The sequence below is a fragment of the Actinomadura litoris genome, assembly GCF_009733595.1.
Taxonomy (GTDB): Bacteria; Actinomycetota; Actinomycetes; order Streptosporangiales; family Streptosporangiaceae; genus Spirillospora; species Spirillospora litoris.
Genome location: NZ_WOFH01000002.1, coordinates 820,173 through 842,719 on the forward strand (window position 1 = coordinate 820,173; position 22,547 = coordinate 842,719).

General features: G+C 75.7%; 18 protein-coding genes and 1 tRNA gene. 5 read left to right on the forward strand and 14 right to left on the reverse strand.

All coding sequences use genetic code 11. The features are described 5' to 3' along the window. Positions 1 to 3 precede the first annotated feature (3 nt). The 10 genes from GNZ18_RS08045 to GNZ18_RS08090 all read right to left on the reverse strand — a co-directional run bounded on the left by GNZ18_RS08045 (position 4) and on the right by GNZ18_RS08090 (position 11,079). Complete coding sequence (locus GNZ18_RS08045) at positions 4 to 942, reverse strand: MBL fold metallo-hydrolase (protein ID WP_156215528.1); 939 nt, start codon at positions 940 to 942, stop codon at positions 4 to 6. Further along, complete coding sequence (locus GNZ18_RS08050) at positions 939 to 1,142, reverse strand: hypothetical protein (RefSeq protein ID WP_156215529.1); 204 nt, start codon at positions 1,140 to 1,142, stop codon at positions 939 to 941. Before GNZ18_RS08050 ends, GNZ18_RS08045 begins: the two co-directional genes overlap by 4 nt. After that, positions 1,139 to 2,746, reverse strand: coding sequence for an ankyrin repeat domain-containing protein (locus GNZ18_RS08055; protein ID WP_156215530.1), 1,608 nt, complete (start codon positions 2,744 to 2,746; stop codon positions 1,139 to 1,141). Before GNZ18_RS08055 ends, GNZ18_RS08050 begins: the two co-directional genes overlap by 4 nt. Beyond that, entirely contained in the window at positions 2,743 to 3,894 is a 1,152-nt protein-coding gene (locus GNZ18_RS08060) for a leucine-rich repeat domain-containing protein (protein ID WP_156215531.1), read from the reverse strand. Before GNZ18_RS08060 ends, GNZ18_RS08055 begins: the two co-directional genes overlap by 4 nt. Beyond that, positions 3,894 to 5,288 carry an SDR family NAD(P)-dependent oxidoreductase gene (locus GNZ18_RS08065; protein WP_312874370.1) on the reverse strand — a complete coding sequence of 465 codons (1,395 nt, stop codon included), beginning with the start codon at positions 5,286 to 5,288 and terminating at the stop codon, positions 3,894 to 3,896. The genes GNZ18_RS08060 and GNZ18_RS08065 overlap by 1 nt, the downstream gene beginning before the upstream one ends. Before the next feature lie 31 nt (positions 5,289 to 5,319). Then, a tRNA-Leu gene (locus GNZ18_RS08070) sits at positions 5,320 to 5,392 on the reverse strand. A gap of 64 nt (positions 5,393 to 5,456) precedes the next feature. Continuing rightward, entirely contained in the window at positions 5,457 to 6,389 is a 933-nt protein-coding gene (locus GNZ18_RS08075) for a DUF5954 family protein (protein WP_156215532.1), read from the reverse strand. 112 nt (positions 6,390 to 6,501) lie between these two features. After that, positions 6,502 to 7,554, reverse strand: a complete 1,053-nt coding sequence (locus GNZ18_RS08080) for a rod shape-determining protein (RefSeq protein ID WP_156215533.1) — start codon at positions 7,552 to 7,554, stop codon at positions 6,502 to 6,504. A 206-nt stretch (positions 7,555 to 7,760) separates the two neighbouring features. After that, complete coding sequence (locus GNZ18_RS08085) at positions 7,761 to 9,851, reverse strand: ATP-binding protein (RefSeq protein ID WP_156215534.1); 2,091 nt, start codon at positions 9,849 to 9,851, stop codon at positions 7,761 to 7,763. 121 nt (positions 9,852 to 9,972) lie between these two features. Continuing rightward, entirely contained in the window at positions 9,973 to 11,079 is a 1,107-nt protein-coding gene (locus GNZ18_RS08090; protein ID WP_156215535.1) for a polyprenyl synthetase family protein, read from the reverse strand. A 269-nt stretch (positions 11,080 to 11,348) separates the two neighbouring features. On the opposite strand from GNZ18_RS08090, the gene GNZ18_RS08095 reads away from it, so the two are divergent. Continuing rightward, complete coding sequence (locus GNZ18_RS08095; protein ID WP_156215536.1) at positions 11,349 to 12,221, forward strand: terpene synthase family protein; 873 nt, start codon at positions 11,349 to 11,351, stop codon at positions 12,219 to 12,221. After that, a complete protein-coding gene (locus tag GNZ18_RS08100; RefSeq protein WP_156215537.1) occupies positions 12,218 to 13,726 on the forward strand; it encodes a prenyltransferase/squalene oxidase repeat-containing protein in 1,509 nt (502 codons plus the stop codon). Before GNZ18_RS08095 ends, GNZ18_RS08100 begins: the two co-directional genes overlap by 4 nt. On the opposite strand, the gene GNZ18_RS08105 is transcribed toward GNZ18_RS08100, so the two are convergent. Next, a complete protein-coding gene (locus GNZ18_RS08105) occupies positions 13,713 to 15,056 on the reverse strand; it encodes a cytochrome P450 (RefSeq protein WP_156215538.1) in 1,344 nt (447 codons plus the stop codon). The genes GNZ18_RS08100 and GNZ18_RS08105 overlap by 14 nt on opposite strands. A 255-nt stretch (positions 15,057 to 15,311) precedes the next feature. Here GNZ18_RS08105 and GNZ18_RS08110 point away from each other — a divergent pair, with 255 nt between their 5' ends. From GNZ18_RS08110 to GNZ18_RS08120, 3 genes are all read left to right on the forward strand, one after another. Continuing rightward, positions 15,312 to 16,145, forward strand: a complete 834-nt coding sequence (locus tag GNZ18_RS08110; RefSeq protein WP_156215539.1) for a PP2C family protein-serine/threonine phosphatase — start codon at positions 15,312 to 15,314, stop codon at positions 16,143 to 16,145. A 197-nt stretch (positions 16,146 to 16,342) separates the two neighbouring features. After that, complete coding sequence (locus GNZ18_RS08115) at positions 16,343 to 18,145, forward strand: N-6 DNA methylase (RefSeq protein ID WP_156215540.1); 1,803 nt, start codon at positions 16,343 to 16,345, stop codon at positions 18,143 to 18,145. 18 nt (positions 18,146 to 18,163) lie between these two features. Beyond that, a complete protein-coding gene (locus GNZ18_RS08120) occupies positions 18,164 to 19,063 on the forward strand; it encodes a serine/threonine-protein kinase (protein WP_156215541.1) in 900 nt (299 codons plus the stop codon). 63 nt (positions 19,064 to 19,126) lie between these two features. Here GNZ18_RS08120 and GNZ18_RS41115 read toward each other — a convergent pair whose 3' ends face one another. The 3 genes from GNZ18_RS41115 to GNZ18_RS08135 form a co-directional block, all read right to left on the reverse strand. Beyond that, positions 19,127 to 20,620: a C40 family peptidase gene (locus tag GNZ18_RS41115; RefSeq protein ID WP_216651197.1), complete on the reverse strand. Its 1,494-nt coding sequence runs from the start codon at positions 20,618 to 20,620 to the stop codon at positions 19,127 to 19,129. A gap of 138 nt (positions 20,621 to 20,758) precedes the next feature. Continuing rightward, positions 20,759 to 22,168 carry a maltokinase N-terminal cap-like domain-containing protein gene (locus GNZ18_RS08130; protein WP_173390648.1) on the reverse strand — a complete coding sequence of 470 codons (1,410 nt, stop codon included), beginning with the start codon at positions 22,166 to 22,168 and terminating at the stop codon, positions 20,759 to 20,761. Between the two features lie 2 nt (positions 22,169 to 22,170). Then, positions 22,171 to 22,547: alpha-glucosidase C-terminal domain-containing protein (locus tag GNZ18_RS08135; RefSeq protein ID WP_173390681.1), on the reverse strand; the 377-nt coding region annotated here is incomplete at its 5' end.

Here is a 22,547-nt window from a genome sequence, read left to right on the forward strand (position 1 = left end):
TCGTCAGGCGCGGCAGGTCAGCGGTCGTCCGCCGTTGTAGGCGATCATGTCGTTGAGCGCGGCGGCCAGGTCGATGCGCCCGCCGGGCTCCAACCCGTCCATCTCGGCGTAGGCGCGGTGCAGGTTGCCGACGATCCGCTCGGGGTCGGTCAGCTCCGCGTACTCGCCGAGGTCGGTCTCCCGCGCGGCCTCCAGCGGCGTCAGCCCCGCCGCCCGGCCCGCCGCCGCCGCGGCCCGCACGAACCGCGCGTAGCCGACCACGCGCTCGATCAGCTCGGGCCCGGCGACCGGCCCGTGCCCGGGCACGATCGTCTCCGCCTCCAGCGGCGCGATCACCTCGGTCAGCACCCTGATCGCGCCGTCCACCGAGCCCTGCATCAGGAACGGTGTGCCGCCGTTGAACAGCAGGTCGCCGCAGAACAGCACCCGCCGCTCGGGGATCCACACGATCGAGTCGTTGGTGGTGTGCGCGGGCGTCCCGACGTGCCGGACCTCGCAGCGCAGGTCGTCCACCCACAGCGTCACGCCGTCGGCGTAGGTGAGGAACGGCGGCTCCAACTCGACGCCGCCCCACTCGACCTTCGTCCAGAACGGCTCGTCGAACGGCATCCCCCAGTCGAGCGCGCCCTGCCGGGTGCCCTCGTGCCCGACGACGGTCGCGCCGGAGAACAGGTAGTTGCCGAACGTGTGGTCGCCGTGGTGGTGGGTGTTGACCAGCGTCCGGACGGGACGCGGCGTCACCGACCCGATCGCCTCCAGGTAGGCGCGGGTGCGGCGCTCGGTCGAGCACGCGTCGACGCTCGTCACGCCGCGCGCCCCCACCAGGAAGCCGGTGTTGTTGATCCACCAGGTGCCGTCCGGCTGGAGGTAGGCGAAGATCCCGTCGGACACCTCCACCAGCCGGGGGTCGCCGGGGCCGTCGAGGTCGGGCGCGTCGCTCATGGGGAACTCCCGGGTGTCGGGCCCGGGTGGACGGTCTCCACCCAGGACGGAGGGGCAGGGGCGTCGCGCCGGCGGGAGGGCGCCTCGGCGGGCCACGGAGTGTATCCGCCGGTGACGACGATCACCACCTGCGGCCGCTCGCGCGGCGCGAGCGCGGCGGCGAGGCCGTTCAGCCCGTCGACCGCCTCCCGGGCGGTCATCGCTTTGGTTCGTCGCGGAGCCACTCCAGCTCCGTCCGGCCGTACCCCTTGATCATCTTTTGGAGCGATCTTCCGTGGCTGTCGCGTACACCGGTGCGCGCGCCCGCCTCGACCAGCGCGCGGACCACCTCCGGCGAACCGGACTCGCCCACCGCGACGTGCAGCGGGGTCCGCTTCTCGTGGTCGACGTCCTCCAGGCCGAGCCCGGCGCCCAGCAGCCTCGGCAGCAGCGCCTCGTGGTCCATCAGATGGATCTGGTGCAGCAGCGTGCGCCTGCGCCCGTCCCGGACGAACGGGTCGAGCCCCTCGTCCAGCAGCCGCAGCACGGCCTCGGTGTCGCCGTGCTGCACGCACAGGAACACCTCCCGCCGGTACTCGCGCAGCGAGCGCGGCAGCCACCCGCCGCCCCGCCGCCACATCCGCTGGACGGCGAAGCAGCCCTGAACGCGCCCGCCCGGCGCGGGCGGCGCCGCCTCACTCCGCCGCTCCTCGGCCGTGTGCGGCATCAGCAGCCCGAGACCGCCCGGCATGACCTCGTGCCACTCGCCCCCGCACCGCACCCTCGTCGGCGCGGGAGGCGCCATTCCCGGCGGGCCGGAGGCGGGCGGACGGGCCGGGAACAGCGCCGCCGCGACGAGCGGGTGCAGCTCGTCCGGCGTGGCCATCCCGGCGCGCAGCAGGTCGAGGTCGGGCAGCCGGCGCCACCGGTGCTCGGGCAGCTCCACGGCCCGCTTCGCCCGCTCCCCGCGCGACACGGGCCGCAGGAGCGGGCGCGTGCGCTTCCCGCCCGCCCGCACGACCAGCTCCTGATACGGCCGTACCGCCACCCACAGGGGAGGCGGCCCGCCGGGGTGGCGGGCGATCTCGCGCGCGAGCAGCGCGGGCGCCACCGGCGCCGACGCGTACGTCGCCGCGTTGAGCCAGCGCGGATACCGCTCGTCGCCGGTCAGGTCGAAGTCGATCCCGACGGCGTCGAAGGCGGCCTCGACGTCGCCGCGCTCGTAGGCGAGGACCGCCCACTCGTGGAGCGCGGGCCCGCCCTCGGGCGGGGACGCGGGCAGCTCCTCCGGCGCCAGCGGCGTGCCGTCCGGGTGGAAGAAGGGCGCGCGGTCCCCGCCGCCGCAGTACTTGAGCAGGTCCCCGGACCGGCGGGCGTCGAACATGTGCGGCGCCGACGTCCAGTCCCGAGTCTCCTCGGACCAGGGGAGCACGACGAGCCGCGGCCGCTGCGGCCCGTGGACGTGGCGCGGCGTGACCACCTGGAGGGCGGCCGCGCGGGCGCCCCCGCCGTAGCGCGCCAGGCCGAGCACCTGCCGGGGAGCGATGGTCGTCTGGCCGCCGCCGGCCCGGGGGAGGTGCCAGCGCAGCAGGTCGGGCGCGAAGTGCGGCAGGTCGTCGGCGAGCCGGGACGCGAGCTCGGCGCCGAACCTGTCCGCGACATCGTCCAGCTCGAACGCCACGTCGAGGTTCGCCGCCGCGCACGCCCCGCGCCAGTCGCCCGCCAGCCTCCGCTCGGTGGCCTTCTCGATCACCGAGCGGGGGACGGCGTGCCGGCGGATCCGGAGCGCGGCGACCAGGTCCGCCCGAAGGGGCGTCCAGGTCATCGGTAGACGCTCACGATCGCGCGCATGTCCGGGTGGGCGCGGGCGGCGGGGCGCAGAAACCCGGCGGCGGCCCGCTTGATCCGGCGCGGCACGCCCGGCCCGAACCCGAGGTGCTCAAGCCGCGTCCCGTCGCCGACCCGCGCGAGCAGGGCCTTGGCACCGCGCCCGGTGACGCCGCTGTGCCGCAGTTCGAGGCGGCGGATCGGGCTGCCGGGCAGCGCCTCGGCCAGCGCCGCCGCCCCTTCGTCGCCGGTCGCGTTGGGCGGCGCGCCGAGCGCGCGTTCCGACGGCGGGCGGCCGAGGTCGAGCGCCTCGATCCCGCCGAGCGCCGCCGCGAGGGCCCGCGCCCCGGCGGGCCCGACGCCGTTCCCGCCGAGCCCGAGCCGGACGGGGCGCCCCGCCGCGCACGCCGCGTCCGCCGCGTCCGCCGCGTCCGCCAGGATCGCCGCGCCGCCGTCGCCCAGATGGTTCACCGGCACGTACAGCTCGCGGACGCCCGCGTCGCGCAGCAGCGCGGCGAGCAGGTCCGCCGCGTCCGGGCCGAGCCCGTTGCCGCCGAGGAACAGCCGCTCCAGCGGCGCCTCGCGCGCCGCCAGCGCGTCGCGGAGGGCGCGCAGCCCGGCCGTCCCCACCCCGGTGTTGACCAGGTCGAGCGTCCGGATGGTCTGGTTGGTCCGCAGCATCGCGGCGAGCGCCGAGGCGCCCGCGTCGCCCACCGGGTTGCGCTTCAGCCACAGCGCCCGCACCCGGGTGTCGGAGGCGAGCCGCCCGGCCAGCGCCGCCGCGCCGTCCGCGCCGACCCGGTTGCAGCCGAGGTAGAGCGTGCGGACGCCGTGGCCGGGGGCGAGGGCGCCGGCGATCGCCCGCGCGCCCGCGTCGCCCATCGCGTTCGTGCCGAGCAGCAGGTGCGCCGCGTGCGGGGACGCGGCGGCCGCCGGGACGAGCCGCGCGACGCCCGCCGCGCCGAGGCCCCGCTTGCACAGGTCCACGCGCCCGTCGCGGCGCAGCGTCCCGAGCGGGAAGCCCTCGTCGGCCTCCGGCGGCGCGCCCTCGGCGAGCCGCGCCAGCAGCGGGTCGAGCGCGGCCGGGTCGGCGGGCGGCACGTCCGGGTGCTCGATCGCGGGGCAGCGCACGGGGGTCGGGGCCATCACCACTCCACCGGTCGGTAGTCCTTCAGGAACAGCCCGGACAGCCGCTCGCCGCCGACGCCCCGCACGACCGGGTCGTACACGCGGGCGGCGCCGTCGATCACGTCCAGCGGCGGCGCGAACCCCGCCGCCCGCTGCGCGAGCCTGCCCGGATGCGGGCGCTCGTCGGTCACCCAGCCGGTGTCGACGCTGGTCATGTGGATGCCCGCCGCCGCGTAGTCGGCCGCGGACGTGCGGGTCAGCATGTTCAGCGCCGCCTTGGCCATATTGGTGTGCGGGTGGCGGACGGTCTTGCTCCGGCGGGAGAAGCTGCCCTCCATCGCCGACACCTGCACGACGTACCGGTCGGGCCACGGGGAGCGCTCCAGCAGCCCGCGCAGCCGCGCCGTCAGCAGGAACGGCGCGAACGCGTTCACCATCTGCACCTCGGCCCACTCGACCGGGTCGATCTCGTGCAGCCGCAGGCTCCAGCTGTTGCGCTCGCGCAGGTCGAGCGGCTCGCCGGTCTCGTCCGTGCGGCCGGCGGGGAACAGCGCGTCCTCGCGGGCGGTGAGCGCCGCCATCGCGACGTGCGCCGGGGCGAGGGCCGCGCGGGCGCCCTCCGCGACGTCCACCCGCGCGGCCGGGCCGGTCAGCGGCAGCGCCTCCGCCGCGCGCACCTCCCGGTGGTAGGCGGGCGGCCGCCGGACGGTCTGCGCCGCGTTGTTGACCAGGACGTCCAGATGGTCGAACCGGTCGTGCACCGCGTCCAGCAGCCCCGCCACGCCCGGCAGGTCGAGCAGGTCCACGCCGTGGACGTGCAGCCGCCCGATCCAGTCGCCGTGGTCGCCGACCGCCGCGAACCGGCGCGCCGCGTCGCGCGGGAACCGGGTGGTGACCAGCACCTCCGCGCCGTCCCGCAGCAGCTTCAGCGCGACCTGGAAGCCGATCTTCACGCGCCCGCCCGTCACGACGGCGCGGCGCCCGCGCAGGTCGCAGCGCGCGTGCCGGCGCTCCGCGTTCTCCCGCGCGCACGCCGGGCACAGCAGGTGGTAGTCGGGGTGGACGTCGCGGTAGGGCTCCTTGCACACATAGCAGGGCCGCGCCGCCACGAGCGTCCGCCGCACGCCATCCGATGGCGCGCTGGACTCGGGGGCGGCCGCCGGCTCGGGCGAGGGGTTCTGGTCCTGGAAGCGGGTCGTGGACGCGAGCGCGGCGAGGTCGCGGCGGCGGCGCTCGGCGGCGCGGGCCGTCCGGCGGGCCTTCTTGCCCGAGCGGTGCACCTGCGACGCGGCCTCGTGCACCGCCTTCCAGCGCGGATCGTCCGGGGCGGCGCGCCGCGCCCGCTCCAGCAGCCGCAGGCATGCGGCGAGGTCGGCCGGTTCCGGCGCATCCTCGGCCGGGACGGTCGGCACGGCGCTCCTCGCTGCCCGGGGACGGATGGGGCAGAGCCGACCGGATTCGAACCGGCGTCCTCCAGCGAGCTGCGGTGGCGCGACGACCTCTGCGCTACGGCCCTGCCGTGCGGCAGCCTAGCGAAGCACCCGGCGCTCCGCCCCCCGGATCCGGCGCGAAGATCGCGTTCAGCCGTCGCCCGGGTCCTCGTCGGAGGGGCGGGCGGGCTCGGGCCCGTCCGGGCCGACCCGGACCATCCGCACCACGCGGACGATGCGGAACCGCCGCCCGCACGCCACGAACTCCACGCCCCGCTCGGCGTCGACCTGGTCGGCGGCGCGCGCGTACTCGGCCAGCTCGCCCTTGCTCGGCGGCGGCCCGCCGCCCGGCGCGTGGCGCGGCAGGATCACGCGGAAGTAGTGCGCGAGCGCGTCCCGGGCGTCCTGCGGGCCGTCGCCGCCGGTGAGCGGCCGCCAGCGGTCGTCGAGGTCCTCGGCGACGGTGAACTCCGGCGGCAGCAGCACCACGCCCGGATGCTCGCGGATCGCGGCGACCGCCTCCCGGCGCACCGCCTCCGGGACCGTCCCGGCGGCGGGCAGCAGGCTCAGCAGCTCCAGCCGCAGCGCCGCGTCCGACGGCCCGACCGGCGCGGTCGGGTCGATGAGGAACGAGCGCAGCGGGCCCTCTTCGGTGTCGGTCGGGCGCGCGGGCTCCGGGCCGTCCTCGCCGAACCGGGTGAAGCCCAGCACCCGGACGATCCGGTACCGGCGCCCGCCCGCCGCGAAGTCGGTCTCGGTCGTCGGCTCGCCCACCTCGGGGTCGCACCGGTCGGCGATCGCGAGCATCTTCTCCCGGACGCGCCGCTCGTGGCGTACGGCGGTGTCGCGCAGGTGGATCGCGAGGTCGATCCGCGCCCCGTAGGGCTCCAGCGCGCCGAGATGCCGGATCCGCCACGCGCCGCCGGAGCGCTCGGCGATGCCGAAGTCCGGCGGCCCCGCGCCCACGATCTTGGGGTACACGCGCATCCGCTCGGCGGACTCCTGGTCGCGGACCGCCTCGACGGGCCCGAGATCCCGGACGAGGTTGATCAGGTCGTATCCGGGCATGCCCTCGCTGGCCATGCACCCATCGTGGCGCCGCGGCCGCCGCGCCGCGCCCCAAACGACCGCACGGTCACCGAACACATGCTCGTCATGCGGCCTTTTCCCGTTTTGGGAGGGGTCTCATCGAGGGTCAGGACTGCGGGACGGTCGTCAGCGGCTGCGGATGCGGCGTGATGTCGCGGGTGGAGGGCGGCGATCCGGCGGCGCGCAGCACGCCCGCGGCGCCGATCACCGCCGCGTCGCCGGTGTCGTCGCCGAGCCAGGCGTCCAGCCCGGTCCGCTCGCGGATCAGCCGGTCCAGGCCGGGCAGCCGCGCCGAACCGCCGGTCAGCGTCACGCCGACGCTGAGCAGCTCGCCGGAGATCTCGGGGGAGCAGCCGCCGAGCCCGGTCCGGATCGCCTCGACGATCCGCGCGACGGGCCCCTCGATGGCGCGCTGCACGTCGGTGGTGGTGAGGACCAGCCGCCGGGGCAGCCCGGAGACGACCTCCCGCCCCTCCACGCTCGTCTGCCGCGCGGGATGCCGCCCGATCCGCGGCACCGCGCCGACCGCGATCTTCGCGGCCTCGGCGGCGGCGGGCGACAGCGCCACCCCGTGCTCGCGCCGGACGAGCGCGGCGATCGCGCGGTCCAGCGTGGTGCCGCCGACGTGCGCGGTGTGCGAGGTGACCAGCCCGCCGAAGGCGATCACGCCGACGTCGGTGACCTCCGCGCCGATGTCGGCGACGACCGCGATCTCGGGCCCGGACTCGATCAGCCCCATCCCGGCGGCGGCGGCGATCGGCGTCGGCACGAGCGTGAGGCGGCGCGCGCCCGCCTGGTAGGCGGAGAACTGGAGGGCCCGGTAATGGACGGACGACAGCCCGCTCGGCACGGTCATGACCAGCCGGGGCCGCGCCATGTAGTGGCGCCGGTGGTGGGTGCGGACGAGATGGCGCATCAGGTACTCGGCCTCGTCGGTCTCGGTCGGCGCGCCCTCGCGGATCGGCCGCACCAGCCGCACGTCGGGGCTCCGCCCCGCCATCTGCTGGGCCGGGACGCCCAGCGCGAGGATCCGCCCGCTGCGCCGCGAGCGGGCCAGCAGCGACGGTTCGCGGCAGACGACGCCGCGGCCCCGGACGTGCATCCGCACGGTCGCGCTGCCGAAGTCGATCGCCGTGTCCCGGCCCGCGTAGTCCCACATCCTCGCGTCCCCCCGATCGCCCGGAATGCCCACGGATTCCTGTCATGCCCCGGGTGTCCGGGGCAATGCCCACCGCCGGGTAAGCGAATGGCAACGGCACGGCGAACGCGGATCCGGAATGTCGGACAGGGGCGGGGAGCCGTTCCCCGTGCCCGCGCCGCAACCCCGTGCCGAGCCCAAGAGATCATCAGCTCCGCCCCCGCGGGCTAGGAGGGCGGGCCGAACGCGGCGAGGGCGTAGTCGAGGCCGTCCTCGGTCGGCATGCGCAGCCCGGCGGTGTGGGCGGCGTCGTAGGCCGCGTCCCCGAGCGCGCACCGCAGGCCCCGCTCGCACTCCTCGCGCGCCGCGACCAGCTCGGGCGCGCCGAGCTGGGGCAGGCCGTGCGAGCGCCACAGCCGCTGCCCGACCCCGATGAGCCGCGCCGCGGGCTCGGCCTCCCCGGTCGCGGCGAGGGCCAGCGACAGCGCGTCCACGCAGAGGGCGAGGAACCAGGTGTCGTTCAGCGGGCGCTTGGCCACCAGCGCGTCGCGCGCGTGCGCGGCGGCGTCACCGGGACGGCCGAGGCCCAGCTCCGCCAGCGCGTGCACGTAGTCGGCCCACGCCTGGAGGCAGCGTTCGCCGCGCTCGGCGCTGCGCGTCCGCGACTCCCGCGCCATCGCCGCCGCCTCGTCGAGCTGCCCGAGCTGGACGTGCGCGAACGCGCGGACGCCGCGCTCCAGGAACCAGATCGCCTCGTCGACGCCGCCGCGCGCCGGGTCGGGCCGCAGCGCCCGCAGCACGCGCAGGGCCTCGGCGTTCTCGCCGCGCAGCGTCATCGCCGACCCGGCCAGGAACTCGGCGGCCGTCGCGGCGAGCCGCCCGGTGTCCGCGCGGCATATCTCGATGCACTGGTCGGCGGCCGTGAGGTCGCCCTGGGCGAGGGTGATCAGCCCGCGCGCCCACGCCGCGCGCGTCCGCCCGAGGCCGGGCCTGGAGGAGACGGCGAGCGCCCGTTCGAGGAAGTGGCGCCCCTCGCGCTGGAACCCGCACGCGTACCAGTAGAACCAGAGCGCGCCCGCCAGCTCGACCGCGTCGTCGCCGTCGCGCGGGTCGGCGAGGGCGCCCTCCAGCGCCGCCCGCACGTCCGGGTGGACGGCCCGGACGCGCTCGTACCAGTCGATCTGCCGGCCGCCCATCCAGAAGGCGTAGGCGCGGCGGGCCAGCGCGAGGTGGAAGGCGCGGTGCCGCCGCGCGATCTCCTGCTCCTCGCCCAGCTCCGCCAGCCACCGCGCGCCGTACTCGCGGACGGTGTCGAGCATCCCGTAGCGGGCGTGCGGCCCCGTCCCGTCGCACGTGAGGACCGACTTGTGCACCAGCCGGGCCAGCACCCGCGGCAGGTCGGCGGCGGCGAGCGGCCCGCCCGCGCACACCTCCTGGACGGTCTGCCGGTCGAAGTCCGCCGCGAACACCGACGCCCGCGCCCACAGCAGCCGCTCGGCGGGCCCGCACAGCTCGTGGCTCCAGCCGATCGCCGTCCGCAGGCTCTCGTGCCGGCCCGGCTCGTGGCCGGGGCCCCGGGCGAGCATCCGGAACCGGTCGTCGAGCCGGTCGGCGACGGCCTCCACCGGCAGCACCCGCAGCCAGGGGGCGGCCAGCTCCAGCGCGAGCGGCAGCCCGTCCAGCCGCCGGCACAGCCGCGTGACGGCGTCGCGGTTCGCCTCGTCCACCGCGAAGCCGGGGACGGCGTGCCGGGCCCGCTCGGCGAACAGCCGCACCGCGTCGCCCGCCTCCTCCTTGGCGCCGGGGTCGACCGGCAGCGGCGCGAGCGGGACGACGCGCTCGCCGTCGGCCCCCAGCGGCTGCCGGGTCGTCGCGAGGATCCGCAGCCGGGGGGCCTCCGCCAGCAGCGCCCGCGCGAGCGCCGCGCACGCGCCGGTGAGGTGCTCGCAGGTGTCCAGGACGATCAGGCAGGAGCGGCCCGCCAGGTGCCCGGCCAGGACCTCGGCCAGCGGCCGCGTCCCCGGGTCGTGGACGCGCAGCGTCGTCGCGACCGTCGGGACGAGCAGCACCGGGTCGCGCAGCCGGGACAGCTCGACCAGCCAGATCCCGTCGGGGAAGCGGCCCCGGGCGCGCCGCGCCGCCTCCAGCGCGGTGCGCGTCTTGCCGACGCCGCCGACCCCCGTCAGGGTGACCAGCGGCGACTCCTCCAGCGCGCCGTCCAGCTCGGCCAGCTCCACGGCCCGGCCCACGAAGCTCGGCAGCCCCGCGGGCAGGTTCCCGCCGCTCCGCCCGCCGCCCGCCGTCGTCGATGTGCTCATCTCGCGCCACCGTTCCGCGTTCCTTCGGGACTCTCGACGGTAGCCGCGCGACAGCGCGCGGTAAGGCGAACGTCCGAACCCGGCCCGACTCCTTTGCCCTGGGGGTGGGCGGGCGCGGTGGTCAGGGGATCCTCGCGGCGACCCGGTCGAGGACGGCGCGCAGCGCCGCGGCGGGCCCGGGCGGGGGGCCGGCGGCGTCCAGGCAGGCCGCCGCGCCCGCCAGGTTCTCGGCGGCCAGCCCCGCCGCGAGCCGCCGCGCGCCGGTCCGCTCGACGAGCCCGGCGAGGTGGGCCAGCACGGCGGGGGAGAACTCGGCGCCCGTCTCGAAGGCGGCGGCCAGCTCGCGCCCCTCCGCGGTGCCGGAGGCGAGTGCCGCCACGACCGGCAGCGACCGCTTCCGGCGGGCCAGGTCGCGGTGGGCGGCGCCGCCGGTCCCGGGCGGGTCGCCCCAGACGCCGCGCATGTCCTCGGCGAGGTGGGCGGCGTGGCCGAGCCGCTCGCCGAACATCCGCATCAGCCGCACCCGCTCGGGGCTCCCGCCGCCGAACATCGTCCCGAGCGAGCAGGCGCAGCCGAGCAGCGACGCGGTCTTGCCCGCGATCACCTCGCGGCAGTCGTCGGGCGTCGGGGCGGGCGCGGAGGCCAGCCGCAGCTCGGCGCTCCGTCCGGCGCCGAGGTCCTGGAGGCCCGCCGCGAGGTCGTGCAGGGCCCGCGGCGCGATGTCGCGGGAGGCCGCGGCGAGGACGTCCATCGCCGCCACCATGAGCGAGTCGCCGGTCAGCAGCGCCTGCGCGGCGCCGAACACCGTCCAGGCCGCCGGCCTGCGCCGGCGCGTCCCGCCGCCGTCCATGATGTCGTCGTGCAGCAGGGAGAAGTGGTGGGCCAGCTCCACCGCGACCGCCGCCGGGAGCGCGCTGCTCGCCCGGCCGCCCGCGGCCTCCCCGCACAGCAGCGCCAGCGCCGGGCGGATCGTGGCCGCCTCGTCGGTGGCGTCCGGTCCGAACAGGGGGCGCTCGTCCTCGTCCCACCAGCCGAGGTGGTAGCCCGCGACGCGGCGGACGGCGGCGGGCAGGCGGTGCACGGCGGCGCTGAGCGCGGGCTCGAACAGCGCGAGGTGCTCGGGCTCGAACGCGGCGCCGAGCGGGGGAGCGGGCGCTGCGGCGGGTGGAGCGGCTCCGGGGGGCGCGGCGGCTCCGGTGGGCGCTGCCGGTGCCTCGGTCGCCGTCATGTTCGATCCCCTCCATCGTCCGCCCTGTAGGTCAGGGCCACCGTATTCGGAACCATCCAGAACAACGGGGAGAGACATGGCCGATCCGGCTGGGATTGCCTTTCCATGACCGTCGCCATACCTGCCGACAACCTGGCAAAGGTCCTGGAGTAAAGGGACGGTGACCTGGCAAAACAGCGCTCCGGACACGGTTGTTACCGGTTAGATCGGAGGTGTCGCAGCGATGTTCCTGACGTATCGATGGCATGAATAGGGGAGTAGCGCACTCAATGGACTACAGGTCAGCGGACGCGTGCCCGGGTCTGGACGTTCTCGCCGCTGCGGACGCGGCCGTCGCCGCCGCCCGGCTCACCGCCCGCGCCGCCGCGTGGGCGAGACGGCTCGGCCCGCCCCTGGACCCCGCGCTCGCGCCGCTGTGCGGGATGCCCGCCGCGTTCGTCGCGCCCTGGACGTCGCGCCCCGCCGCCGACCTGACCGCCCGCACCGGCCTGTGGATCTTCGCGCTGGACGCCTGGACCGACGGCCCAGCCGCCCGCCGCGACCCCGCCGCCCTGCGCCGCGGCCTGGCGGACCTGCGCGCCGTCGCCGCCGGGGCCGCCGGTTCCGGTCCGCTGGGGGAGGGGCTCGCGGAGATCCGGGACGGGATCGCCGCCGCACCGGACGCGCCGGGCCCGTGGCGCCGGTCCGTGGACGCGGCGCTGGCCGGGGCGCTGTTCGAGTACGAGGCCGCGCGGCGGGTGACCGCCGGGGGCCCGCCCCCGCCGCTCCGCGAGTACCTGCGGCACGGCGCCGCGAGCGTCGCGCTGGCCCCGCTCGTCCTCGCGATGTGGTCGGGCATGGCCTGCCCGGAACCGGTGCTGCGCGCGCTGGAAGGGCCGCTGCGGGACGCGTGCCTGGCCGTCCGGCTGGCCAACGACCTGAGCGGGCACCGCCGCGAGCGGGCCGAGGGCGTGCTGGACGCGCTCTCCCTCGGCATGAGCCCGGGCGAGGCGCGGGCCCGCTCCGCCGAGTGCGTCGCGCGCTGCCGCCGGGCGCTGCGTCCGCACATCGGCCCGGTCCCCGGGCCGGCGCTCGCCCTGGAGCGCCAACTCCTGTGGGCCGTGCGCCACTACGAGCGGGTCGACGCCGGGCACGCGGCATGACCGGACGGAACGTCCGCGCCTCCCTGCTCGCCCGCGCGGAGACGCTGCTCGACGGCCTGGGCGAGGGCGGGTCGTTCAGCCCCTGCCCGTACACGACGGCTTGGCTGTCGCGGCTGCGCGACCGCGACCGGGTGCTGTTCCCGCTCGCGCGCCGCTGGCTCCTCGACCGGCAGCGCGCGGACGGCTCGTGGGGCGCCGTCATCGGCCTCCCCCACGACAGGACCGTCTGTACCCTCGCCGCCGTCATGGCCCTGACCGACCCGGGGCCGCCCCTGCCCGGACGGGCCGAGGCGGTCCGCGCCGGGCTGGCCTACCTGCGCGCGCACTCCACGGCGTGGCGGGCCGCCGACGTCGGGGAGACGATCGGGTTCGAACTGGCCGTCCCGTTCCTGCTCGGCCAGGCGTCCGCCCGCGGACTGGACCTGCCCTATGGCGACTGGGACGAACTGGCCAAGACCCGCCGGGCGAAACTCGACCTCATTCCGAGGGACCGCCTGCTCCGCGAGCCCACGTCGCTGATGTACTCCCTCGAAGCCGTCGACCCCGGTCCCGCGCTGCGCGGGCTCGCGCGTTTCGCGGGCCCGGACGGCTCGCTCGCCAATTCCCCCTCCGCGACGGCGGCGCTCTGGGCGGCCGGCCCGCACGGCGGGATGCCGGCGTATTTGAAGAACGTGGAAATGCCGGACGGCGGCGTCCCGTCCCTCTACCCGACCGAGGCGTTCGAGCTGGCCTGGGCGCTGCACCATCTCCAGCGCGGCGGGCTCCTCGATATGCGGGCGCCTTCCGCCGCCCGCCGCGTCGCGCGGCTGCGGGCCCTCCTCGGACCGCGCGGCCACCTCGGGCTCAGCGGCGGCTTCCCGCTGCCCGACCCCGACGACACCGCGATGGCGATCATCGTGCTGCACGCGGCGGGCCGGGGCGTCCCGCACCTGCTGGACGCCCTGCTCGACTTCGAGGGCGAGCACTGCTTCTTCACCTATCCGGGCGAGCGCGACGGATCGGTCACCCCGAACGCCCGCGTGCTGGAGGCGCTCGCGCTCCGTCCCGCCGCCTACACGCGTCCGATGGCGAAGATCGTCGAGTTCCTCCTGGACACCCGCCGCGAGGACGCCTGGTGGTACGACAAATGGCACGCGTCCCCCTACTACGCGACCGCGCAGGTGACGTTCGCGCTGACGCGGGCGTCCACCCTGCCGCTGGAGGGGACCCTGGCCTGGCTCCTCGCCACCCAGAGGCCGGACGGGTCGTGGGGCTGGTACGGGACGGGCACGCCGGAGGAGACGGGCTGCGCCGTCCTCAACCTGGACGCCCTGGCCCGCCACGGCATGCGCGTCCCCAGGTCGGCGTGGGTCGGCGCCCACCGCTACCTGCGGAACCACCTCGACGGCCCGTTCCCGGAACTCTGGGTGGGACGAAGCCTCTACACGCCGCGGGACGTGTCGTCCTCGACGGTGCTGGCCGGGGCGGCGCTGGCCGCCGCCCGCACCGCGCCTAGCGGCGCGTAGCCGTCCGCCGCGACACCAGCATCGGCAGGCGGTCCGGACGCAGCGCGCCCGCGACCCGCTCCCGGACCTCGGCCCCGGGCGCGGGCGCCACCGACCACCGCGCGGACACGCTCGCGACTATCACGCTCAGCTGTATGTAGGAGAAATGGTCGCCGATACATTTTCGGGGCCCCGCGCCGAACGGCACGAAATGCTCCCTCGGCGGCGGCGACAGCCACCGGTCGGGATCGAACCGGAGCGGCTCCGGATAGAGAACAGGGTCCCGATGGAACGTCGTGGGGCTGTACAGCAACTCCGCTCCCGCCGGAATGCGATATCCGCCGAGATCGACGTCGACGCGCGCGCGGCGGGACATCATCCACGCGACGCTGTGCAGCCGCAGCGTCTCGTCGATGAGCCGCCGCGTGTAGCGCAGATGGGGGAGGTCGTCGAACTCGACGGGGCGTCCGCCCAGGACGGCGTCCAGCTCCTCCTGCAACCGGGCCTGCATCTCCGGGTTCCGCCCCAGCTCGTGGTACAGCCACGACAGGGTGGTCGGGACGGTCTCGGACCCGCCCGCGAGGATGGTCACGAGCTCGTCCCTGAGCTGCGCGGCCGACATGGCGGCGCCGGTGTCCTCGTCCCGCGCGTCCATCAGCAGCGACAGCAGGTCGTCCCGCTCCCCGGGATCGCGCCGCCGCTCCTCGACCATGCCGTCCACGATCTCCCGGAGCCGCGCGGCGACCCGCGCGAACCGCCGGTTGCCGGGCAGCGGCAGCCGCGTGGCGAAGCGCGGCAGCACGGCCCGCAGCGGGATCTCCCGCAGGAACACCGTGACGCAGTGGTCGATCTCGGCGACGGTGGCCTCGTCCAGGTCCGCGCGGAGCAGCGCCCGCAGTGCCCCGGCCGCGCTCGCCCGGTGCAGCGCCACGTCCAGCTCGACGCGCTGCCCGTCCCGCCACGACCCGGCGAGCACCTCCGCCTGCTCCCGCAGGACCCCGGTGTAACCGAGCAGCCGCGCCCGGTGGAAGGACGGCATCATCAGCCGCCTCCGGCGCAGGTGCGCGTCCCCGTCCGCGGTGGCCAGGCCGCCCCCGAGCACCGGCCGCGCCCGGTCGTAGGCCCGCCCCCGGACGAACGACCCGGCGTCGGTCACCAGCATCCGCCGCAGCGGGTCCGGCGCGTTCACCAGATAGACCGGCACCGTCCCGAGCCGCACCACCACGACCGGCCCCACCTCCCGCAGATCCTGCAACAGCCCGACGGGATCCCGGACCAGCCGCCGCGCGACGGCCGACCCTCCGGGCCCCCGCGGAACACCGGGCCCGTGGCGACCGATGAGAAGCGGCATCGAACCTCCATGAAGAGCGAAGGCGAGGCGATCCCCTCGCCCGCCCAACCCTCCGGCCACGACCGCCCACCTTCACCCAGACGCCCGAACCACTACCCGCCGCAGAGAGGAAGTTGACCAAGCAAAGAACGATCTACGATCCCCGCCCCACTGGGAGACCCCACCAACCGACCCTCCCAAGCACGGCTCTCGCGTAAGCCCAGCGCAGGAGGGGTTTGATTGTGAATCGAGTTAATGAGTGCTTTCATGGAGTGCATGACTCACCATGTGCTTCGGTTCGCGGCCGGGACGCACACCGGACGGCAGCGGACGGTCAACGAGGACTCGGCGTTCGCCTCCCCGGGGCTGCTCGCGGTCGCCGACGGGATGGGCGGCCACCCGCACGGCGACGTCGCCAGCCGCACCGCGATCACCGTCCTCGCCGAGGCCGCCCCGCACCGCGCGGCGGGGCGCGAAGGAGGCGACCCGGGGCCCGCGCTCGCCTCGGCGGTCACGGACATCGCCGCCCGCCTGGACGACCTCGGACGCCACGACCCGGACCTCGCCCGGATGGGCACGACCTTGACCGCGCTGGCCTGGGACGGCGCCGGGTTCGCCGTCGCCCATATCGGCGACTCGCGCGCCTACGTCCTGCGCGGCGGCGTGCTGGAGCGGATCACGCGCGATCACACGATGGTCCAGATCCTGGTGGACGAGGGCCGGCTCACCCCCGAGCAGGCCGCCCGGCACCCGCGCGCCTCGGTGCTGGTGCGCGCGTTGCAGAGCGGCGCGCGGGCTCAGCCGGACCTCTACCACCGGGAGGCGCGGCCGGGCGACCGGTACCTCCTGTGTTCGGACGGCGTGTCCGGCGTCATCCCCGACGAGGCGATCCGGGACGCGCTGGACGCCCCGGCCCCCGAGGAGGCCGTCGACCGCCTCGTCGCCCTCGCCAACGGCGCGGGCGGCCCCGACAACATCACCTGCGTCGTCGCCGACGTCGTCCCGGAGGCCGCAGACGCCGATACACAGTCGCCCGAACTGCTCGGCGCCGCCGCGCACGCCCCCACGGGGCCTCTGGCGAGGCTCGGCCGCCGTTTGCGCCGGGCGTGACGAGCGAAGAAGCCGTTGACCCGGTTCGCGGGTGTCGGTGTTCAGCCGCCTGTGCCCTCGATGTCGCCGCCCGCGACGGACTTCGCCTCCTGGGCTCCCGGTCCCTGCCGGGAGTTCGGGTTGTGGCCTGTGGAGTGGTTGTTGACACGATTCACGGGTGTTCTTTCCGCGTATTGGGCTTCCGTTAGAGTTGGGGCATGAGCGACGACCCTGGGGTGACCGCAGGCGACATCGCCCGTATCGCGGGTGTGGGCCGCGCGACGGTCAGCAACTGGCGCCGCCGGCATGCCGACTTTCCGCGGCCCGTCGGCGGGACGGCCGCCAGCCCGCTGTTCTCGCTCACCGACGTCGAGGGCTGGCTGATCCGCAACGGCAAGCCGTTCGAGGTGTCGCTCGGCGACCGGGTCTGGCAGCGGCTCCGCGCGTCCGCCGACGACTTCCGCCTCGCCGACCTCGTCGGGTGGGCCGGGCTGCGCCTGCTGGGCGACCGCGGCGACGCGACCGGGCCGTCGCAACCAGCGATCATCCCCGGCGACCCCGAACTGCCCGGCATGCTGAAGGACCTCGCCGCCGAGTACGGCCACCGGGGCGCCTTCGAGCTGATCTTCGAGCGGTACGCCGCCGCCCACTCGCGGCGGCTCGTCCTCACCCGCGGGGACGTGGCGCGGCTGATGACCCGGCTCGCCTGCCGGGAGGGCGACACCGTCCTCGACCCGGCCTGCGGCCTCGGCACCCTGCTCCTCGCCGCGCCCGGCGCGGGGCGCGTGCTCGGCCAGGAGAGCGACCCGGCCGCCGCGCGGATCGCCCTGCTGCGGCTGCTGCTCGCCCGGACGCCTGCCGAGATCGTCGCCGCCGACTCCCTGCGCGCGGACGGCTTCGCCGAGGAGGCCGCCGACTCCGCCGTCTGCAACCCGCCGTTCGGCGACCGCGCCTGGGGCCACGAGGACCTGACCGGCGACCCGCGCTGGGAGTACGGCCTGCCGCCGCGCGGCGAGCCCGAACTCGCCTGGGTGCAGCACTGCCTCGCCCATGTGCGGCCCGGCGGACGCGCGGCGCTGCTCATGCCGTCCGCCGTCGCGAGCCGCCGGCCCGGCCGCCGCGTCCGCGGCAACCTGCTGCGGACCGGCGCCCTGCGCGCCGTCGCGACCCTCGCGCCCGGCGGCCCCGACCTGTGGCTCCTGCGCCGTCCCGGACCGGGCGAACGGCCCCCCGAACGGATCCTCCTGCTGGACGCCGAGGGCGACCTCGACCGCGTCGAACGCGAATGGAACCGGCACGTCGACGGCGGCGGCGAATGGTCGGTGCCCGTCGTCGACCTCCTGGACGACGAGGTCGACGTCACCCCCTCCCGGCACCGCCCCCGCCACAGCGGCCCGGCGTTCGGCCGCCGCTTCTCCGAGGCCCTCGACCGGCTCGCCGCCGCCGCTCCGGAGCCGCCCCGCGTCGACCTCCTGCCCGAACAGCGGCCGCTGCCGTTCACCACGATCGCCGAACTCGCCAGGGCCGGGGTCCTCACCGTCATCCACGCCCCGGCGCGGCCGCTCACCGGCGGCGCCGTGCCGGTGCTCACCGTCGACGACCTCACCACCGGGAGCGACCCCTCCGGCGCCGCCGCGCCCGACCCGTCCCTGATCAGGCTCCAGCCGGGGGACGTCGTCGCCACCGCCGCCGGGTCCGCCCGCGTCATCGCCGAGCCCGGCGCCGTCCTCGGCCCCCACCTCACGCTCTACCGCCCGGACGGCGCGCGTCTCGATCCGCATTTCCTCGCCGGGTTCCTGACGTTCGCGCACACCCGCACCGGCACCGGCTCCAGCCGCATGGACCTGCGCCGGACGCGCATCCCCAGGCTCTCCCTCGAAAGGCAGCGCGAATACGGCCGGGCGTTCCAGGAACTCGCCCGGCTGACCGCGACATTGCGGGAGATGTCGGCCCTTGGCGACGCGCTGGTTCGGCTGAGCTTCGACGGGCTGGTGGACGGTCATCTGCGTCCCCGCCGTTGACCCCGGGAGGCTCCCGCGATGCTCATAGCCGACCGGTATGAGCTCGACGACCTGCCGCTCGGACGCGGCGGAATGGGCGCCGTCTACGCCGCCGACGACACCCGCCTCGGCCGCCGCGTCGCGGTGAAGTTCCTCCAACTCCCCGGCGGCCCCGACGACGAGCTTGAGCGGCGCTTCATCCGCGAGGCCCGCATCCTCGCCCGGCTGGAGCACGCGGGCGCCCCCACCCTCTACGACTTCGGCACGTTCGAGCAGCGGCTCTACCAGGTCATGCAGTTCATCGACGGCGTCACCGTCGCCGACCTCATCGCCGAGCACGGCCCCGTCCCCGTCGCCTGGGCCGCCGGGATCACCGCGCAGGCCGCCGCCGTCCTGGCAGCCGCGCACGCCCTGTCGATCCGCCACCGCGACCTCAAGCCGACCAACCTCATGCTCTGCCCCGACGGCAGCGTCAAGGTCCTCGACTTCGGCCTCGCCGTCCTCGGCGACGCCGACGTCGCCCACTTCACCCGGCACGGGCAGATCCTCGGCACCCCGGCCTACATGGCCCCCGAGCAGATCGAGCAGGGCGTCGCCGACCCCCGCAGCGACCTGTACGCGCTCGGATGCGTCCTGCACGAGATGCTGACCGGACGGCAGCTGTTCGCCGGGCCCACCGCCTACGCGGTGTTCGACAAGCACGTCCGGGAACAGCCGCCGCCCATCCAGGGCATCCCCTCCGAACTCAACTACCTCGTCCAGGATCTCCTGGAGAAGAAGCCGGAGAACCGGCCGCCGGACGCGCCGTCCCTCTATGAACGCGTCCGTCCCTTCGCGACCGACCTTCCGCTCCTGCCCGGATTCTTGGAACCCGCGTCCACGTCCAGCCCCGAGCGGATGTACGCGCTCATCGTCGGCCAGGCCCTGCGACCCCGCTGACGCCCGCGCATGACGGACCGGCCGGGCGCGCCCCCGTCGTGCGCCCGGCCGGTCCGCGTCCTGTCAGCTCCGGGCCGCCGTGTGCGCGACGGGCCGCTCGCCCTTCGCGAGGACGGCGGGCCGCGGTTGCGCGGCGGCCAGGTTCGCGGGCCGCCCGTGCCCCTCGTGCGTGCCGACCGGCGCCTTCACCTCGTGCATGGTCACCTCGTGCACGGGCCGGGACACGCCCCTGGGCGGGACGGGCCGGCGCTCACGCCTCCCGGGCGTCCCCGCCCCGGAGCCGTCCAGGGCCGCCGCCTCCTGCGCGAGGGCCTGCTCGTTCGCGTGGTGCGCGTTCTCGGCCTCCGCCACCGCGCCGTCCGCGACGGCGGCGGCATCATGCGAGTGCGTGGCGGCCGCATGCGGCGCGCTATTCGCGTGCGCCGCATTGTGCGCGTGGGCCGTGTTCTCCGGTTGCGCGGCGCCATTGTTGGGCGCCGCCCCGTCCTCGGTCGACTCCGCGTTCTCCGGTTGGGCCGCGTCATTGGCGGGCGGTGCCGCTGCGGGTGACGCGTCGTCCGCTTGATTAGCCGGCGACCCCGCCTCGATGGGCGGCGAGTCCTGAGTCGGCGCCGCCTCTTCCGCGGACGTTTCCTCGCTCGTCGGTGCCGTTTCGTCCGCGGGCGTCGGCTCGTTCACGAGCGGCGCCTGATGGGTGGCCGGTGCGTCGTTGTAGGGCGGTGTGGGCCATTGGGACTGCGTGGCCGCCGCCTCGTTGGCGGGCGGCGCGGGTTTGGCCGGCGTGGTGCGCAGGATTATGCCGGGCGGCAGGCCCAGAGGCGAATCCGCCGTGGTCTCCGGTGCCTTGTGGGCCTTCTCCTGGGCGCTCATCCGGTCGATTTTCTCGACGAGTTCACGGATGGAGGGCGACCACTTCTTGTACGCGGGCGCCCCCGGACGGACGGCCCCCGCGAACTGCCGTTTGCGGGCGGCGCCGAGTCTGTCGATCCGGACGCGGGAGCGGCTGTTGGGCGCGTGCAGGAACCGGCCGTGGCCGACGTAGATGCCGACGTGGCTGCGGCCGTGGAAGAAGATCAGGTCGCCGGGGCGCAGGTCCTTGAAGGCGACCTTGCGCCGGACGCCGGAGTACTGCGAGTAGGTGACGCGCGGGATCTTCACGCCCGCCCTGCGCCAGGCGGCCATCGCGAGGCCCGAGCAGTCGTAGCGCGCGGGACCGGCGGCGCCCCAGCTGTAGGGCTTGCCGATCTGCTTGCGGGCGAAGGTCAGCGCCTTCCTCGCCTTCGTCTTCTGCCTGGCCTCACGGGTGCGGTACCGGTCGTAGGCCTTGACCTTGCCCAGCGTCACCGCGTCCAGGTCGAGCCTTTTCAGGACGACCGGGTTGAGCGCCGCCAGCGCCTGCGTGCCCGCCGGAAGGCTGAGCGCGAGCCCGACGGCGGTCACGGTGGCCGCGCGCCGGAGCGTCCTGCGTTTTCGCTCGGTCGTCCCGCCGTGGCGGGGTCGGCCGGGGAATGCCCGGGGCCGGTCGTTCGGCCGGCCGGACTGGCGTGCTTCGCACATTCGCGTGCTCCGTTTTCGTGATGTCAGATGATCTCCTACCGACAGTTCGGGTACCCGTTGATCGCGGGCGAATGGGGAGAGTGCGGGGATTTTACATGATCATGGGTCGGAATTGGATCCGGCGTTTCGTGTCTTTGATCATGTGGTCAGATGGGCCAGCGAGCGGAGCGGTACCGGCAGCCACGCGGGCCGGTTCCGGGCCTCGTAGCGCACCTCGTACACGGCCTTCTCGAACTCGAAGGCCCGGGTCAGGACGGCGTGGGCGGCCGGGTCGACACCGCCCGCGGCGGCGTAGCCGCGGCAGAACGCGGCGCGGTTGCGCGCGGCCCACGCGTGCGCGCGGGTCTCCAGGCGGCGCCCGGACTCCGGCGGCAGGGCGCCCGCCTTGGTGATCAGAAAGCGCGCCGCGTACTCGAAGGAGCGCAGCATCCCGGCGACGTCGCGGAGCGGGTGGGCGAGGGCGCGGCGCTCGCCGGGGGTGCGGGCGGGTTCGCCCTCGAAGTCCAGCACCGTCCAGCCGGACTCGGTGCGCAGGACCTGGCCGAGGTGGTAGTCGCCGTGGACGCGCTGGACGGGCAGCGGCGCCGCCCGCGTCGCGAGGTCGAGGAACGCGCCGGTGAGCGCCTTGGCGTGCGGGGCCAGCGCGGGGACGGCGCGGCAGGTCTCGGTGAGGTCCTCGTTCATCCGCGCCGCCATCGCGTGGACCTCGCCGGCGGGCAGCGTCGTCACGCCGAACGCGCCCGCGAGGGCCTGGTGCACCCGCGCGGTGGCGGCGCCGAGCCGCTCGGCCTCGGCCGCGAAGTCGCCGCCCGCGGCGCTCGCGTCCAGCTCCGCCCACTCGTCCCCGCCCGGCGGCATCGTGTGGGCGTACCAGTCGCGGACGCTGGCGATCGCGAGGCTCCAGCCGTCCGCGCCGGTGCGCAGGTAGGTCGAGAGCAGCGCGAGCGTGGTCGGCTCGCCGCCTTCGCCCGGCTCCAGCTCGATCCACCCGAGGACGGCCGGGACGTGGGCGCAGCCGCCGCGCGTCAGCGCGAGGTTGACCTCCAGGTCGGGGTTCACGCCGTCGCTCAGCCGCCGGAACAGCTTGCAGATGTAGGCGTCGCCGAACAGCAGCGAGGTGTTGCTCTGCTCGGCGGTGATCGGCAGGCTCGTCAGGTCGGTGCGGATCACCCCGCCGCCCGCGTTCCGGAAGCGCAGGGGGCCGACGGACGCCTCGGCCGCCAGGCCGCGCAGCAGGGTCCGGGTCAGGTCGGGGTCGTGGGCGGCGTCATAGCAGTGCGTCCCCTCCTCGGGGGAGCCGCCGATCTCGGCGTGCCTGAGCCGGTCGGGCAGGTCGCGCCGGGTGCCGAGGAGGAGCTGGTACCGGTCGGTGCCGGTGTGCTGCCGGACGTGGATGACGAGATGGTGCAGCGCCGGGTCGCCGGAATGGAGTTCGGTGGTCGCGGCGATCGTGATGCCGTCGATGGGGATGTGCTTGCCGCCGAACCAGCGCTGCCGGGGCAGCCATTCGGCGAGGTCCCGCTGGAGGACGCTCCGCGGCGGCAGCACGGTCAGGCGGTCCTCTCGGTGTCCGCGTCCTCCGGTGGAGTGAGCTGGAACCAATGGAAACCGTGCCCCGGCAACGTCATGAGGTAGGGGAGTTCGCCGATCGCGGGGAACTGCACCCCGCCCGTGCATTCGACGGGGGAGTGGCCCTCGAAGCGCCGCAGGTCCAGCTCGACGGGCTGCGGGAAGCGCGAGAGATTGCTGACGCAGAGAATGACGTCCGTTCCGCCCCACTGGTCCGCTTCCTTTTCCCCTATCTCGCGGGTGAAGGCGAGGACGGAGGGGTTGGAGGCGGAGAGTTCGTTGTAGGTGCCGACGCCGAAGACGGGGTGGCGTTGGCGGATTTCGATCATGGTGCGGGTCCAGTGCAGGAGGGATCCGG